This window comes from Streptomyces sp. CB02923 (assembly GCF_001905005.1).
Lineage (GTDB): Bacteria > Actinomycetota > Actinomycetes > Streptomycetales > Streptomycetaceae > Streptomyces.
This window is the reverse complement of record NZ_LWKZ01000012.1, coordinates 150,701-165,505: the sequence shown is the minus strand read 5'-3', so window position 1 is coordinate 165,505 and position 14,805 is coordinate 150,701. Positions and strand designations below refer to the sequence as shown.

General features: G+C 71.5%; 15 protein-coding genes and 1 tRNA gene. 11 read left to right on the top strand and 5 right to left on the bottom strand.

Annotation, left to right across the window (positions count from 1 at the left end):
• The first annotated feature begins 43 nt into the window (after window positions 1-43).
• From A6A06_RS12465 to A6A06_RS12430, 8 genes are all read left to right on the top strand, one after another.
• Complete coding sequence (locus A6A06_RS12465; protein ID WP_073761285.1) at window positions 44-253, top strand: hypothetical protein; 210 nt, start codon at window positions 44-46, stop codon at window positions 251-253.
• Window positions 237-761 carry a DUF6879 family protein gene (locus A6A06_RS12460; protein ID WP_073761284.1) on the top strand — a complete coding sequence of 175 codons (525 nt, stop codon included), beginning with the start codon at window positions 237-239 and terminating at the stop codon, window positions 759-761. Before A6A06_RS12465 ends, A6A06_RS12460 begins: the two co-directional genes overlap by 17 nt.
• Complete coding sequence (locus A6A06_RS12455; RefSeq protein ID WP_073761283.1) at window positions 751-1,584, top strand: helix-turn-helix domain-containing protein; 834 nt, start codon at window positions 751-753, stop codon at window positions 1,582-1,584. Before A6A06_RS12460 ends, A6A06_RS12455 begins: the two co-directional genes overlap by 11 nt.
• Before the next feature lie 181 nt (window positions 1,585-1,765).
• On the top strand, window positions 1,766-2,002 hold the full coding sequence (locus A6A06_RS12450) for a DUF397 domain-containing protein (RefSeq protein ID WP_073761282.1): 237 nt from the start codon (window positions 1,766-1,768) through the stop codon (window positions 2,000-2,002).
• Window positions 2,003-2,088: 86 nt separating this feature from the next.
• Window positions 2,089-2,574, top strand: coding sequence for a hypothetical protein (locus tag A6A06_RS12445; protein WP_073761281.1), 486 nt, complete (start codon window positions 2,089-2,091; stop codon window positions 2,572-2,574).
• Window positions 2,575-2,922: 348 nt separating this feature from the next.
• Complete coding sequence (locus A6A06_RS12440; RefSeq protein ID WP_073761280.1) at window positions 2,923-3,309, top strand: hypothetical protein; 387 nt, start codon at window positions 2,923-2,925, stop codon at window positions 3,307-3,309.
• 389 nt (window positions 3,310-3,698) lie between these two features.
• A complete protein-coding gene (locus A6A06_RS41620; protein ID WP_242440704.1) occupies window positions 3,699-4,541 on the top strand; it encodes a hypothetical protein in 843 nt (280 codons plus the stop codon).
• Between the two features lie 68 nt (window positions 4,542-4,609).
• Window positions 4,610-4,683: transfer RNA gene (locus A6A06_RS12430), tRNA-Lys, on the top strand.
• A 119-nt stretch (window positions 4,684-4,802) separates the two neighbouring features.
• Here A6A06_RS12430 and A6A06_RS12425 read toward each other — a convergent pair.
• A complete protein-coding gene (locus A6A06_RS12425; protein WP_073761279.1) occupies window positions 4,803-6,056 on the bottom strand; it encodes a M6 family metalloprotease domain-containing protein in 1,254 nt (417 codons plus the stop codon).
• A gap of 292 nt (window positions 6,057-6,348) precedes the next feature.
• Between A6A06_RS12425 and A6A06_RS12420 the strand changes: the two genes are divergently transcribed.
• Window positions 6,349-8,319 (top strand): putative bifunctional diguanylate cyclase/phosphodiesterase, encoded by a 1,971-nt coding sequence (locus tag A6A06_RS12420; protein ID WP_443333735.1) that lies wholly within the window; start codon window positions 6,349-6,351, stop codon window positions 8,317-8,319.
• A 201-nt stretch (window positions 8,320-8,520) separates the two neighbouring features.
• Here A6A06_RS12420 and A6A06_RS12415 read toward each other — a convergent pair whose 3' ends face one another.
• The 3 genes from A6A06_RS12415 to A6A06_RS12405 form a co-directional block, all read right to left on the bottom strand.
• Entirely contained in the window at window positions 8,521-9,681 is a 1,161-nt protein-coding gene (locus A6A06_RS12415; protein WP_443333734.1) for an LLM class flavin-dependent oxidoreductase, read from the bottom strand.
• Window positions 9,682-9,791: 110 nt separating this feature from the next.
• On the bottom strand, window positions 9,792-10,532 hold the full coding sequence (locus A6A06_RS12410; RefSeq protein WP_073761277.1) for a maleate cis-trans isomerase family protein: 741 nt from the start codon (window positions 10,530-10,532) through the stop codon (window positions 9,792-9,794).
• Window positions 10,533-10,696: 164 nt separating this feature from the next.
• Entirely contained in the window at window positions 10,697-11,626 is a 930-nt protein-coding gene (locus A6A06_RS12405; RefSeq protein WP_073761276.1) for a maleate cis-trans isomerase family protein, read from the bottom strand.
• A 209-nt stretch (window positions 11,627-11,835) separates the two neighbouring features.
• Between A6A06_RS12405 and A6A06_RS12400 the strand changes: the two genes are divergently transcribed.
• The gene (locus A6A06_RS12400) at window positions 11,836-12,801 is read left to right on the top strand and encodes a D-2-hydroxyacid dehydrogenase (RefSeq protein WP_073761275.1); all 966 of its coding nucleotides are present in this window, start codon (window positions 11,836-11,838) and stop codon (window positions 12,799-12,801) included.
• 45 nt (window positions 12,802-12,846) lie between these two features.
• Window positions 12,847-14,271 carry an amidase gene (locus A6A06_RS12395; RefSeq protein WP_073761274.1) on the top strand — a complete coding sequence of 475 codons (1,425 nt, stop codon included), beginning with the start codon at window positions 12,847-12,849 and terminating at the stop codon, window positions 14,269-14,271.
• Here the strand turns inward: A6A06_RS12395 and A6A06_RS12390 are convergent.
• Window positions 14,252-14,752, bottom strand: a complete 501-nt coding sequence (locus tag A6A06_RS12390; protein ID WP_073761273.1) for a DUF3830 family protein — start codon at window positions 14,750-14,752, stop codon at window positions 14,252-14,254. The genes A6A06_RS12395 and A6A06_RS12390 overlap by 20 nt on opposite strands.
• Window positions 14,753-14,805: the final 53 nt, after the last annotated feature.

The following is a 14,805-nucleotide window of genomic DNA, read 5'->3' as shown; positions in this document are numbered from 1 at the left end:
CCTCGTGGTGCCAGGAGCCGACCCGGCATCGAGGGAGGGCACGATGGCACGCGAGGAACTGACCCGCCTTACCGGCCGCGCCGGAGGACCCAACTGCGACGATGACGATTGCCCCAACGTCTACCGGACCACATGCGGTTCCTTCGTCGTGCAGGGGGACCTGACTTCCGTCTTCTCGACGCCCACCGGCGAGGGCCTGGTGGAGATCCCCGAAAACGTCCTCAGGGAGGCCGTCCGTGCTCTTGGATGGTGAAGAGTGGCGTAGGTTCTTCGACGCATTCGAGCGCGAGGCATGGCGGTTCGAGGCGCAGCCCACCTACACCATGCCCAGGGAACAGGAGAACGTAGCCCGCTTCCTACGGGGCGAGGGAAAGCCCGCCGACCACAATTCCCGCTGGCATGAACGGGTGCGTGGCTACGTCGAATCGGGAAGGCGCATCGGCCGAGTGCGCATCGTGCGTCGGCCGCTCACCGACTACCAGAGATATCAATTCACATGGAGCATTCCCGGGAACATCGCGGCCGGTGAAGACATTCGCGTCCTGGACGTGACACAGGACGACTACGGCCTGCCACTTTCAGGGCGCGACTGGTGGTTGTTCGATGAAACCCGCATCGCCTTCCTGAACTTCCGACCGGACGGTACCCAGATCAACCGCGAAGCATACGGCGGCGACCCCGCACCCTATCGGGATTGGAAGCGAATCGCCTTGGGGCACGCGGTGCCTTTCGAGGAGTACGTGAAGGGCCTTGACGTTTGATCCTGGGCAGCTGGGTCAGTCGAAGGCCGACCTGGCAGAAACACTCCGCGCAATGCGCAGGCGAGCCAGCCGTACGCAGGTGTGGCTCGCCCGGCGCTGCAACATGTCCCAGACCAAGCTCAGCAACATCGAAACCGGACGGATCACGCCGGGCCTCGTCGATGTCGAGCTGATTGTCAGAGCACTCGACGCACCAGCGGAGATCGTGGCAGAAGCAGCCGCCCTCGCACGTCTGGCCCATACGGAATGGCAGGGCAAGCGGGCATCATGGCGGAGAGGTCTGGAGAAGCGCCAGTCGGAGTTGGCGGGCCTCGAAACGGAAGCCGTGACACTCCGGTACTTCCTGCCCGCGATGGTGACAGGACTCCTGGCCACACCTGAGTACATCAGGGCGAGCCTGAGCCACTCTCCGGGGGACATTTCCAGGACGATCGCAAAGAAACTGGAGCGGCAGGCAATTCTCTACGACAGCAGAAAGCACTTCACTTTCCTGTTGACGGAGCAGGCCGCCAGGTGGGCCGTTGTCCCGCGTGCGGTGATGGCCGTGCAGATCGATCACCTTGCCTCACTGTCACACCTCCCGAATGTGCACATTGGCGTACTCCCATTGGGAAATAGCATTGGGCGCGGCCCGATGAATACATTCACGATCTATGACCAACGACTGACGACTGTTGAAACGTTCACGGGGCGCATAGTTTTCCAGGATTCCCGGGACATCGCAGAACACCTCGAAATCTTTGGCCGATACGAGCGCCACGCTTTGTTCGATGAAGAGGCCACGGCACTGTTCGCCGAGTGGGCTGCGGCCTACCGTTCATGATTTCTACCCGGCAACGCGAATAGCGCTGGAGCTCTCGGCCCGAGCGGTCGAGGATACATCCATGGAAATGGTTCCACTCCCATCCGAAGCCTCTCCACTGGCCGACGACTGCTCGCTTCGAAGCCGGATCAGTATGCGTTCCAATCCTGCCCCGTCACTGATCTCACAGGAAGGCACACCCATGCCCGGAACCGACCCAGACCTGCACAGCCTGCCCATCAACGGAGCCGAATTCTTCAAGGCATGCGGAGGCAATACACACCCGGACGGCGAGTCCTGCGCCACGCTGGCGAAGATCGGCCATGACGCGTGGGCGCTGGGCGACGACAAGCGCCCCGATATGGCCCCGCTGCGCTTCACCACCGCCGAACTGAACGCGGCCGGTATCGACCCGGCCCGCTTCGGCCTCTCGGTCTGACCGACCGGCCGCTGCCCGACTGGCGACCTCTGCTCTCCGGGGAAAGCAGAGGCCCGCCTTCGACTGTTCCGGACAAGGACGACCAGTTGCATTTCCACGGCTATCTATGGACTGGTGTCAAGCAGCGCTTTGATGAGGAAGCGCTGAGACGACCTCCCCACCCTTACTCGCCACCGGCCCCGGCCGGGGACGACGACACCGCAGGGCAGCGGCTCGTTGAACGCTATCGAGAGGTGAGGGCAGAGTTCCCCGTCGTGGACCTGCCCCCACTGGAGACCGCCTACTGGCTCACCAAGCCCGGCAGGCTGGTACGGGGCACCTGGGGCGAACCGGAGGAGGCGGCGCGATGGCTCGGGAAACAGCTCACCGCGCACGCGCCCCGGTTCGCCTCCGAGCCGGACCGCGGCACTACGCGACCGGCGATACTCGTCCGCTCCGCCGCCGAACGGCTGGGATGGGGTGGCGACGTGTCGCACGGCTTCTACCTCGAACGTCCCTCGTTCCTGTCCCTGACCCTGGTCTGCTGCTCCCCGAATCGCACCAGGCCGGAACTGGTCTGCCCGGAAAGGTAGTTGAAGCAGAGCGACAACGCCCCGGCCCCGATGGGCCGGGACGTTTGCCTTTCGCCACATCCGCCCTGGGCACCCAGGTTCGTGATCTTGTCCTTCCAGTGCTGGGAGGCGGGCCACGCGGCCGTTGGCCGGCTCTCCCGTTCAGGGGCGTGCGTCGGCCAGTGCGGCGCACTTCTACTGTTGTGCGCCGCGTACGGTCGTACGGTGGCGGTGCGGGCGCGGTACAGGGGCGCGCGATATGTGGCGCGCTGCTCCTCCGGGCGGGTGAGCCCCGTAAGGGCGCACCCCCAGGCGCACTTGCGCGGCGCGGGACAATGGAACGCGGCACACGATCCAGGAGGTACGTACATGTCCGAGCCGCAACCGGCTTCCGACCCGCGCGGGACTGCCCCCGCGCCCCGGCGCCTGAAACCGGCTCCGCTGCTCTTCGAGCCTCCGGAGGCCACGTCCGATCCCGAGCACTTCTTCGATCTGGAGTCCATCGAGGACCCCAAGGAACTGCTCGCCCGCTCCACCGAGCTGACGCTCGCGTTCCGGGCGGCGGCGGACCGGGCCACGGAGTTCCAGGCGATGGCTGCGGCCCAGCTCGCCGACCCCCGGCGCTTCGACCGGCTGCCGCTGTCCGTGATCGCGGAACGCGCCGGCTGGACCGAGGACTACGCGGCGAAGATGGTCGAGTTCGGCCGCGGCCTGCTGCGCGGCGGTGACGGCAGCCGTCTCGACGCCACGGACTGAACTGTTCGTCCGGTCGCGGATCGAACGGTTCGGCCGGTCGTGGATCGAACGGTTCGGCCGGTCATGAGCTGAATGATGCGGCTCTGGCCCTGGCCCTGGCTGCGGGTACGGCTGCGGCTCCGGACTTGCTCTGCCCCGGCCCCTGCCCGCCGCGTCCCGGCCTGCCCGCCGCGTCCCGGCCTGCCCGGCGCGCCCCGGGCCGCCCGGCGATCCGCCGACCGCGACGCCCCACCCCGCTCGTTCCGCACCCCCCCGGCCCATGATCAACTATGTTGATCATGGGCCGGGGGCATATGCGGGCGCGGAAACATACCCCACACCGCCCCGTCCTGTCCGGATTTCAGCCATTCCGCAGAAACGGAACACCACCTGCCGGTAAACCAGGGCCCATGAGCGACTGGCCCTCCGGGCACCCCCGCCGCCCCGTCTCCGCCGTCTTCCACACCGCGTCGTACGTCACGCTCGCCGGCGCCGACTGGCTCGCCTCCGCCGACCCGTACCCGGAGAGCGTGCATGCCCGGTGGGCGGCCCGTCCGGATGCCCCGAGCACGTTGCCGTGCGGCACCGTCTTCGATGTGATCAACGCGCCGGCGCTCTTCGGCCGCGACCTGGTGGACCGCTTATGGACCGCAGGGCCCGGGTCCGGCCCCGTGGCCACCCACCGCGGCCGCATCCTGCTGTTCGCCGAGCCCGGCACGGCCCGGCGGCTGCCCGCCCTGCTCGGCTGGGAGGAGTGGTCCGGTTCAGTACCGCCGCTGCTCTGCCACGGAGCCGGCGACGCGGTGACCGTCCCGCCCCTCTTCCCGCACCGGCCACCGCAACCGGAACGGCCGCGACCGGACCCGTCACAGCCGGACCCGTCACAGCAGGTCCTGCTACAGCCGGACCTGCCGCAGCAGGACCTCCCACATCCGGGCCCGCACCCGGGCCCACATCCGGACCCGCCGCACACCGGCCCCGGCGCCCCCGACCCCGCCGCCTCCCGCTGGCTGGTGGCCCCGGACGTGCGCCACCCCTGGCTCCCCGGGCCGGGCACGCTGCTCTGGGCCTGCATACGTGCCGCCCGCCGCTCCCCCGTCACCCGGACGGCACCGCCCCCCGCGACCGCGCCGGCCCCGGCCCCCGGTACGCCGGACGGCGCCGCCCTCACCCCTGTGACCAGCGCCACCACCGCCCCGACGCCCCCGGAATCCCGCCCCGTCAAGGCCGCCGCGCCCCTCACACCCCGGTGAGGGAGCGGCCCCGCGGAATCGATTTTTGCGCCGCCCGATCAGGATGCTAATGTTTTCCACGTCAGCAGGCGCCGCTAGCTCAGTTGGTTAGAGCAGCTGACTCTTAATCAGCGGGTCCGGGGTTCGAGTCCCTGGCGGCGCACCGACAGAAGAAGGCCCCCACCTCGGTGGGGGCCTTCTTCGTGCGCCGTAGGGACCGTAGGGGCCGAAGGAACCGGGAGCGCCCGGGAGGCCGCGAAAGGCCCCGACCGGGGCGTCGCCTCAGCCGCTCCGCCCCACCTTGACCGTCCAGTCCCCGGACGACGACCGCCCGTACACCTGCACCCGTACGCCGTCCTCGGCATCGTCCATGCTTTCGCCCTCGCCGAGCGGCGCATCAGCAAGCTGGGGAAATACGGAAGTCCCCCAACACGCCTCGGTACCGGGGTGGCCGTCCAGAACCTCCACCGGACCGCTCCCGGACGCGGTCTCGCTGCGCACGCGGTAGACGAGCACGCCCTCGGTGCAGACCTCGTGATCGTTGCCCACCGCGCCGCGCGCCTCGATGGCCAGCGCGCTGCGCGGGCCGGTGCGGACGACCAGGAGCCGCGCCCGCCGCCCGCCGCCCGGCTCCATGGGCGCCGACAGGGGCCGCAGGGTGTGTACGGTTCCGTGCTGATCGCGGGCGAGGGAGACGCACGTCACCTGGCGGTCGCCCAGCCAGCCGACCTTCCACTTGTGCCAGCCGAAGGGGTCGGGGGCCAGGCCGAACTGGCTGCCCATGAGGTCCCAGTCCCCCACATAGGTGTCCCAGTCCCCCTTGCCGTCCCGGGGCCGGTGGTAGAGGTCGGGCAGGTCGAAGATGTGCCCAGTCTCGTGGGCCAGCACGTTGCGGTCCGGTGGGCTCTGCTCGAAGACGGTGACGAACCGGCGCAGGTCGGCGTCGTCGGCCTGCAGCGGCTGGTCGAGGTTGACGACCTTGGTGGCGTCGGAGTCGACGCCTGCCGCGTCCGGGTCGGCGACGAGGTAGACGACGTCGTAGCGGCTGAAGTCCACCGAGCCGTCGGCGGCGGCGACGGCGTCGCGGAGGTAGGCGGCGCGGCGGTCGGCGTCCCAGTCCCGGCGTATGCCGTAGGTGCTGGACGTCTGCGGCATCCGTACCCAGCGGCGCTGGACGTCGGGGCGCAGGGTGAAGCGGCCGTAGGACGCGCGCTCGAAGAAGCGGGAGGTGGCCGGGAAGTAGTCGGCGGCCAGTTCGCCGGGGTCGGCGACCGGCTCGGAGTCCGGGAAAGACAGAAAGACCATGACGGCGCGGAGAGTACGGGCCGGACGGGGGTAGGCGCCGTTCCAGGTGTCCAGGCCCTCGGAGTGATGGGTGTCGGTACGGGCCAGGGCGCAGGGCAGCGCCCCTTCGGACGCGGTGGCGGGGCCGGCGACGACGGAGGTGGCTATGACCGCGCTGAGAGAGGTGGCCACCGCGGCCACCCGGCGCAGCACGTATCGGTCCACCTCCGGAGGTTGCTGGGCGCGTGGCACATCGACCTCCCGGTACGGATTCGGAGCACCCTCACCACCTTGTGCCGAATTGTCGAGTTACGCCCAGTTCCGGGGCCCCAGACGAGTGACCGGCCCAACTCCCCACCCCGTAACGGAAAGTCACTATCGATCGTTGACCGGATACGCATGAACACAGCCGGACGAAAATGGCCAATCTTCCGCCATGGGTGCCGATGATCACGGTTACGTCGCTGGATAGGCCCTTGCGGCAGCCTCTATGATCGCCACACTTTCCAGCGCGGATTCCCCCCTCCATCACGAGACAAGCGCCATGCGGGAGCGAGCAGTGAGCGGATACCCCGGCGGCACGGGCCGCGCGCCCGGAACGACGCTCTCCGCGGTGACGGAGCGTAATGAACCGACCAACGAATCGGCCGGAGGCCCGGACGACGCCTCCGGCCCGGCACACCCCGGCGGCCCCACCGCGGCCGACGGACGCACCCGGTCCGGCGCGAACGGCGAGCCGCATGCGGGCGCCCGCGGCGAACCAGACGCCGGGGACGGCTCCGCGGCCTCGCTGCGCGACTACCGCGCCGCCTTCCGGGCCGCCCGCGCCCCGCTGGCCGTACTGAACCGCGACGGCCTGGTCCTCGCCGCCAACCCCGCCTTCGGCGAACTGGTCGGCGCGGCGCCGGACGACCTGGTCGCGGCGACCGCCGCCGACCTGACCGAACTGGGCACCGACCCGCGCATCTGGGCCGCGTACCGCGAGGTCCTGCGCGGCCACAGCGACCGGCTGCGGTGCACCCGACGACTCAAACATCCCGACGGACAGTTCCTGTGGGCCGAGGTGACGGTCGAACCGCTGCCGGACGAGGACTGCGTCCTGCTGTCCGTCTCGGACATCAGCGACCGGCACGACCTGCTGGCCCGGCTGCGCCACCTCCAGATGCACGACCCGGTGACCCGGCTGCCCAACCGCGCGCTGTTCTTCGAACGGCTCGCGGGCGCGCTGGAGTCGGCCGCCTTCGAGCAGCACGGTACGGGCCGGGTCGGCCTGTGCTACCTCGACCTGGACGGCTTCAAGGCCGTCAACGACACCCTCGGGCACCGGATCGGCGACCGGCTGCTGAGCGCGGTGGCCCAGCGGCTGACGCACTGCGCCGAGAGCCTGGCCGATCGCGGCGCGGTACGCGGCCGCAGCGGCCACCTGGTGGCCCGGCTGGGCGGCGACGAGTTCGCGCTCCTGGTGGAGGACTCGGCCGGCACCGAGCAGCTCGCCGAACTGGCGCAGCGCGTCCTGGACGCGCTGCAGCGGCCCTTCGACCTCGCCGGGCAGCGGCTGTCGGTCTCGGCGAGCATCGGCGTCGTGGAGCGCGCGGCGACCGGCACCACCGCGACCGGCCTGATGCAGGCCGCGGACACCACGCTGTACTGGGCGAAGGAGGACGGCAAGGCCCGCTGGACGCTGTTCGACCCCGAGCGCAACGCGCACCGGATGACCCGCCAGGCGCTGTCCAGCACGCTGCGCCCCGCGGTGGACCGGGGTGAGTTCACGCTGGAGTACCAGCCGCTGGTCGGGCTCGGCGACGGACTGGCGCAGGGCGTCGAGGCGCTGGTGCGCTGGCGGCATCCGCAGTTCGGCACACTGTCGCCGAATCGGTTCATCGGATTGGCGGAGGAGAACGGCTCGATCGTCGAGCTGGGCCGCTGGGTGCTGGCCCGCGCCTGCCACCAGGCCCGCGCCTGGCAGCTGGCGCGTCCGGGCGCCGAACCGCTGTTCGTCAGCGTGAACGTCGCCGTACGGCAGGTGTGGGACTCCGACCTGGTGGCGGACGTGGCGAGCATCCTCGACGAGACCGGGCTGCCGCCGGCGCTGCTCCAGCTGGAGCTGACCGAGTCGGCCGTCATGGGGTCGGCCGGGCGTCCGCTCCAGGCGCTCCAGGCGCTGAGCGAGATGGGCGTACGGATCGCCATCGACGACTTCGGGACCGGTTACTCGAACCTGGCGTACCTGAGCCGGCTACCGGTGTCCGTACTGAAGCTGGACGGTTCCTTCGTCCGGGGCTTCCGCTCGCAGGAGCACCCGAACCCGGCGGACGAGACGATCGTGGAGGCGCTGGTGGCACTCGCGCACCGGCTGGGCCTGACGGTCACCGCGGAGTGCGTCGAGAGCGCCGAGCAGGCGGAACGGTTGCGCCGTATCGGCTGCGACACCGGGCAGGGGTGGCTGTACTCCCGCCCGGTGCCCCCGGACCGGGTCTGCGACCTGATCGGGGCGGGGCGGCAGACCGGCGCGTAACGGCAGACCGGCGCGTAACGGCGGCCGGGGGCGCGGAAGGGGCGCCAAGGGAGCACCGAGGGTGCGGGCACACCGGCGCGCTCCCCCGCCCGCTCCAGTGCACCCGCCCACTCCGATGCACCCGCCCGCTCCGGCACCCCGGCCCCCCTCCGGTGCGCCCGCCCGCTCCGCGCGCAGGGCTCCGATCCGCGCGCAGGGCTCCTACGCCGTCGGCAGCCCGTACGCGTCCGCGATCAGCTCGTACGACCGCAGCCGGGTCCCGCCGCCGTGCGCGTTGGCCGTGATCATCAGCTCGTCCGCGCCGGTGCGCTTGACGAGGTCGTCCAGGCCGGTGCGTACCGCGTCGGGCGTGCCGTAAATGATGTTGGACAGCCAGCTGTCGACGAAGTCGCGCTCCATGCCTCTGAACGCGTACGCCGCGGCCTCCTCGGGGCTGGGCACCAGCCCGGGGCGTCCGGTGCGCAGCCGGATCATGGACAGCGCGCCGGTGAGGACCTGGCGGTGCGCCTCCTTCTCGTCCTCGGCGGCCAGCGCGGCGACACCGATCAGCGCGTACGGCTTGTCCAGGACCGCGGAGGGGCGGAAGGACTCGCGGTACAGGTCCAGCGCGGGGATGGTGTTCGCCGCCGAGAAGTGGTGGGCGAAGGCGAACGGCAGGCCCAGGCGGCCCGCCAGCTGGGCGCTGAAGCCGGAGGAGCCGAGCAGCCACAGCGGCGGCCGGTGCGCCGACTGGACGCCGCCCGGGGACGTCGCCTGGACCGGACCGGGCACCGCGTGGATGCGGCTGTACGGGTGCCCGTCGGGGAAGTCGTCGTCCAGGAAGCGCGTCAGTTCCGCGAGCTGCTGGGGGAATTCGTCGGCGCCCTCGTGGAGCCGCTCGGTGCGGCGCAGCGCGGCGGCGGTGGCGCCGTCGGTGCCGGGGGCGCGGCCGAGGCCGAGGTCGACCCGGCCGGGGGCCATCGCCTCCAGGGTGCCGAACTGCTCGGCGATCACCAACGGGGCGTGGTTGGGCAACATGACGCCGCCGGAGCCGAGCCGGATGCGCTCGGTGTGCGCGGCGAGGTGCGCCAGCAGGACCGCCGGGGACGAGGAGGCCACGCCGGGCATCGAGTGGTGCTCGGCGACCCAGTAGCGGTGGAAGCCGCGGCGCTCGGCCGTGCGGGCGATGCCGACGGCGGTCCGTACGGCCTCGGAGGCGGTGTGCCCGGCGCCCACCGTCACCAGGTCGAGTACGGACAGGGGGACGGGCGCGGTGCCGGGGGCCGTGCCCCGGATGCCGTCGCCGTTCCCGATGCCGTCCCCGATGCCGTCATCGGTCCGGTTCCCGTCGTGGTCCCGGATCTCGTCGTGGTCGCCGCTCACGGTGCGGGCCCTCCTCGCGTCGCTGGTCTGCCCGGAGAATAACCGGAGTAGTTCTCCGGTTATTCCCGGGCGGGCGGGGAGAGCGGTTCGGCAGGCGGACCCCGGCGCCGCTACCGCACGGCGGACGGCACGGACGACCCGGCGAACAGGGTGCCCAGCGCCGGGCAGGCGACCGTGCGGTCCAGCAGCCGCAGCCCCTCCCAGGCGGTGACCTGGTTGGCGGTGAGCACCGGTTTGCGCAGCTCCTCCTCGATGGCGGGGAGGTAGGCGGCGGTGTGCAGGGCCGTGTCGGGGAGCAGCACCGCCTCGGCGTCGGGGTGGTCCCCCGTACGGGCGAGCAGCAGGACTTCCTCCAGGCCCCACGTGCCGACCTCGGCGGCGGTGATGATCCCGCTGCCGCACGTCGAGACGACCTCCGTACCCGCGGACTTCAGGAAGGCGCGGAAGCATTCGGCGACGTCGTCGGGGTAGGTCGCGGCGATGGCCACACGTTCGGCGCCCAGGGCCCGTACGGCGTGCGCGAAGGCGAAGGAGGTACTGGAGGCGGGCAGCCCGGCGGTGGCCGACAGCGCGCGCACCTGCTCCTGGGCGCCCTCCCAGCCAAAGACGAAGCTGGCGCTGGTGCAGGCCCAGACGACGGCTTCGGCGCCGCGGCTCCTGAGGTCGGCGACGCCGGCGGCGAGCCGCGCGGCGGAGCCCATCTCCAGCAGCGCGTCGACGCGGTGGGCGTCCTCGCCGATGTCGGTGTGGACGAGCGGCAGGCGCAGGCCGTTGCCGAGGAGGGTCTCCAGCCGGGGGTAGTCGTCCTCGGCGGAGTGGCCGGGGTAGAGGAAACCGACCGTGGATGCCATGCACGTCTCCTGACTGGGTGGAGGGATGCGGGTGGAGGGATGCGTGTGGGGGTGCGTACTACGGCGTGAGCGCCGCCCCGTGGGCACGCGCGCGGGGCGCACGGCGGGGTGCGGGACGGGGTACGGGGCGGGGGCGGCATCCGGCGGGGCGCCGCCCGTGCGCGTCAGACCGGCGCCGCCGGGCCGGGGTCCTCCGGCGGATGAAAGGGCGGTACGTCCAGTCCGTCGGCCGGATCCGCCTCGGACGACGGGACCGCCGAACCGGCGAACGCCGCCTCGGACAGCCCGTCCCGCCGCGGTATCCCGCCCCCTTCCTCCGGGCCCCAGGAGGCGGTCATGGAGGCCGGGCCGCGTCTGGCGACGGGGTCCACCAGCGCCTGGTACGGGCCGATGGCGTCGGCTCCGATGGCCCGCAGGGAGGCCCACATCGTGACCTGGTTGGCGGACAGGACCGGCATCCGCAGTTCGGCTTCCAGCTGCGGGATGACGTCGTACGTCGGCAGGTTCGTGCAGCTGATGAAGAGGGCGTCCGCGGCGCCGATGACGGCCTGCCGGGCCATGTCGACGACGTCGCGGTACGGCACTTTCCAGATGTGCCGGGTCAGGCCCAGGTAGGCGCGGCCGGTGACGGTGACGCCGGCCTCTCTCAGGTACTCCTCCAGGGAGTCGGTCACCGATTTGGTGTAGGGGGTGACGACCGCGATCCGCCACGCGCCGATCTCGCGCAGCGCTTCGAGGAGCGCGCCGGAGGTGGTGAGCGCCGGGAGCCGCTCCCCCGCCCGGGTCATGGCGGCGCACATGGCGCGCTCGCCCGCCACGCCGCCGACGAAGCTGCCCGAGGTGCAGGCGTACGAGACGACCTGCGGGGATACGGCGCACAGCGCCTGGACGGCGGCGTGCAGGGTTTCGTGTTCACTGACGAGGCGGGCCAGGTCGAGGCTCACCTCGACGGGCACGAAAGGGGTTCGGGTGAGGTGGAGGGACACATCGTCGGGGATCCAGCGCCACAGCTCGCGGTCCAGGGCGAAGTCGAAAGGAGCGACGACACCCACGCCGAGCTGAGGCTTCGGTCCCCCCAGAAATGAGACGTCCATGATGCCCCCAGAAGAGCGAAGGGCTGGTAAGGGCAAGGCCATTGCCCAGGGGTTCGTGGTGCGACCGGCACAAGCCGGGGACGTCGGGACAGAGCCGTTGTTGACACGGTAGTTACGACTTCTTAGCGTGGTCAATCCTCGCATCTCAGGCATCTGTCGGCGCCTCCTTTCATTTAAAGGGGCTCACGTTTCAGAACGGTTTCTGGCCTATGTCCGAAAGCACCGTCCTTGTTCTTGGTTCCGACCCGCCTCCGAAGCTGGACCGGCTGGCCGGCCGCGCCCGGCTGGTGTACGCCGACGACCGGACCTTCGCCGGTCAACTTCCCTCCGCTGATGTGGTGTTGGCCTGGGATTTCACCTCCGACGCCATCCGGGACGCCTGGCCCGGCGGCGGCCGCCGACCCGTTTGGGTGCACACCGCGAGCGCGGGCGTGGACCGGCTCATGTGCCCCGAGCTCGCCGCCGACGCGACCCAGGTGACCAACGCGCGCGGGGTCTTCGAGCAGCCGATCGCCGAGTACGTGGCCGGGCTGGTGATCGCCATGGCCAAGGATCTCTACGGCAGTTGGGAGCTCCAGCGGCAGCGGCGCTGGCGGCACCGGGAGACACTGCGGGTGGCGGGCAGCCGGGCCGTCGTGGTGGGTTCGGGGCCGATCGGCCGGGCCATCGGCCGGACGCTGCTGGCACTGGGTGTCAGGGTGGATCTGGTCGGACGGCGGGAGCATACGGACGATCCCGACTTCGGCCGGGTGCACGCGAGCGGCGCGCTCGACGGCCTGCTGGGCACGGCCGACTGGGTGGTGTGCGCGGCGCCGCTGACCGACGGGACGCGCGGCATGTTCGACCGGGCCGCCTTCGGCCGGATGCGGCAGCGGGCCCGCTTCATCAATGTGGCCCGCGGGCCGCTCGTCGTCGAGGACGACCTGGTGGCGGCGCTGCGGGAGTGGCGTATCGCGGCGGCGGCCCTGGACGTCTTCGCGCACGAGCCGCTGACGGCGGACAGCGCCCTGTGGGACGTGCCGCACCTGATCGTCTCTCCGCACATGAGCGGCGACACGCTGGGCTGGCGGGACGCGCTGGCCGAGCAGTTCGCGGACAACTTCGACCGGTGGGCGGCGGGCGAGCCGCTCACCAATGTGGTGGACAAACAGCTGGGCTACGTACCGGGCGCCTGATCTTCCGGGACCGTGGCAGGGGACCGTTCGTCGATGGAGGTCGGGATGGCTGAGGTGACGGATCTGGCGGACTGCTCGGCGGTGCGGCTGGTCGCCGGGTACGCGGCGGGCGAGTTCTCGCCGGTCGAAGCGGTACAGGCGGTGGTCGAACGCGCCGCGCTGGCCCAGGAGCGGGTGAACGCCTTCACCCGGATCGACGCGGAGGACGCGCTGACCGCGGCGAAGGCGTCCGAGGAACGGTGGCGGTCCGGGCGGCCCGCCGGACTGGTCGACGGAGTGCCGGCCACGGTCAAGGACCTGCTGCTGACCCGTGGGACGCCGACGCTGCGCGGCTCGCACACGGTGCGCGAGGAGGGCGCGCTCTGGGACGCGGACGCGCCGTCGGTGGCGCGGCTGCGCGAGCACGGCGCGGTGTTCGTGGGCAAGACCACCACGCCCGAGTTCGGGTGGAAGGGCGTCACGGACAGTCCGCGGCACGGGGTGACGGGCAATCCGTACGACCCGTCCCGTACGGCGGGCGGGTCCAGCGGCGGCGGCGCGGCGGCCGTCGCGCTCGGCGCCGGGCCGCTGAGCCTGGGCACGGACGGCGGCGGGTCGGTGCGCATCCCCGGGTCCTTCTGCGGGATCTTCGCGCTGAAGCCGACGTACGGGCGGGTGCCGCTGTTCCCGGCGAGTCCGTTCGGGACGCTGGCGCACGTCGGGCCGATGACCCGGGACGCGGCCGACGCGGCGCTGCTGATGGACGTGATCACCGGGGCCGACTGGCGGGACTGGTCGCAGCTCGCGCCGCCCGCCGGCTCGTTCCGGGAGGAGCTGGAGCGGCCGGTGGCCGGGCTGCGGGTGGCCTACAGCCCGTCGCTGGGGTGGGACGTGCCGGTGCAGCCGGAGGTCGCCGCCGCGGTGCGGCGGGCCGTGGACCGGCTCGCCGAGCTGGGCGCGCACGTGGAGGAGGCCGACCCGGGCATCGCGGACCCGGTGGAGGAGTTCCACACGCTGTGGTTCAGCGGCGCGGCGCGGGTGGTGCAGCACCTGAGCCACGCGCAGCGGGAGCTGCTCGATCCGGGCCTGCGGGAGATCTGCGCGGAGGGCGCGCGGCGCAGCGCGCTGGACTACCTGGCGGCGGTGGACGTACGGATGGCGCTGGGGCTGGCGATGGGCCGCTTCCACAGCACGTACGACCTGCTCGTGACGCCGACCGAGCCGATCACCGCCTTCGAGGCGGGGGCGGAGGTGCCGGCCGGGTCCGGGCACCGGCGCTGGACGGGCTGGACGCCGTTCACGTACCCGTTCAACATGACGCAGCAGCCCGCCGCGACCGTGCCGTGCGGCGTGGACGGGAGCGGGCTGCCGATCGGAGTGCAGCTGGTGGGCGCGCGGCACGCGGACGCGCTGGTCCTGCGCGCCGCGCACGCCCTCTACACGTCGGGGGCCGCGGGCCTGCCCGCCCCGCTCACGCCCGGCGGAAGCTGAGGGTCTCCCCCAGGGCGCCGGCGCGCCACAGGTCCTGGCAGGCGTCGGCCATCCGGTCCAGGCCGTCCACCACCGAGCCCCACACGATGCCCGGCACCCAGCCCGCGTCACCGTTGATCAGCAGGTTGTTGCGCTCGTAGAACAGTGCGAGGTCGACGACGGTGGCGCGGCCCTGGTGCTTGGCCTGGCTCTCGTAGCCGTACGAGGCGGTGCCCAACTGGGTCTCGGTGAAAGTGAAGTAGCACAGGTCACCGGGGATGGGCGTGATGGTCGGGTTCTCCAGAGGCGGCTCCTCCGGGGCGAACGGCGGGACGAGGGCGTAGATCTCGTTGCGGGCGTACTTGGCGTGGTAGACGTCGCCGCCGAGCGGCAGTGCGTCCCAGACGGCCTTACAGGTGACCGGCGCACGGTCGTCGAGCAGCTTGGCCGTACAGCGCACGCCCCGCTTGTCGAGGGAGACTTCGATGAAACGGTCGGTCATTCTGCCTCCTTACGGTGCTTTGCGGACCCATGGTGGACCAGCGGGCGGCCCGA

Coding starts and splice junctions, on each gene's coding strand:
- A6A06_RS12465 (WP_073761285.1), top strand. CDS start 44: ATGGCACGCGAGGAACTGACCCGCCTTACCGGCCGCGCCGGAGGACCC.
- A6A06_RS12450 (WP_073761282.1), top strand. CDS start 1,766: ATGCCCGGAACCGACCCAGACCTGCACAGCCTGCCCATCAACGGAGCC.
- A6A06_RS12440 (WP_073761280.1), top strand. CDS start 2,923: ATGTCCGAGCCGCAACCGGCTTCCGACCCGCGCGGGACTGCCCCCGCG.
- A6A06_RS41620 (WP_242440704.1), top strand. CDS start 3,699: ATGAGCGACTGGCCCTCCGGGCACCCCCGCCGCCCCGTCTCCGCCGTC.
- A6A06_RS12420 (WP_443333735.1), top strand. CDS start 6,349: ATGCGGGAGCGAGCAGTGAGCGGATACCCCGGCGGCACGGGCCGCGCG.
- A6A06_RS12410 (WP_073761277.1), bottom strand. CDS start 10,532: ATGGCATCCACGGTCGGTTTCCTCTACCCCGGCCACTCCGCCGAGGAC.
- A6A06_RS12405 (WP_073761276.1), bottom strand. CDS start 11,626: ATGGACGTCTCATTTCTGGGGGGACCGAAGCCTCAGCTCGGCGTGGGT.
- A6A06_RS12400 (WP_073761275.1), top strand. CDS start 11,836: ATGTCCGAAAGCACCGTCCTTGTTCTTGGTTCCGACCCGCCTCCGAAG.
- A6A06_RS12395 (WP_073761274.1), top strand. CDS start 12,847: ATGGCTGAGGTGACGGATCTGGCGGACTGCTCGGCGGTGCGGCTGGTC.
- A6A06_RS12390 (WP_073761273.1), bottom strand. CDS start 14,752: ATGACCGACCGTTTCATCGAAGTCTCCCTCGACAAGCGGGGCGTGCGC.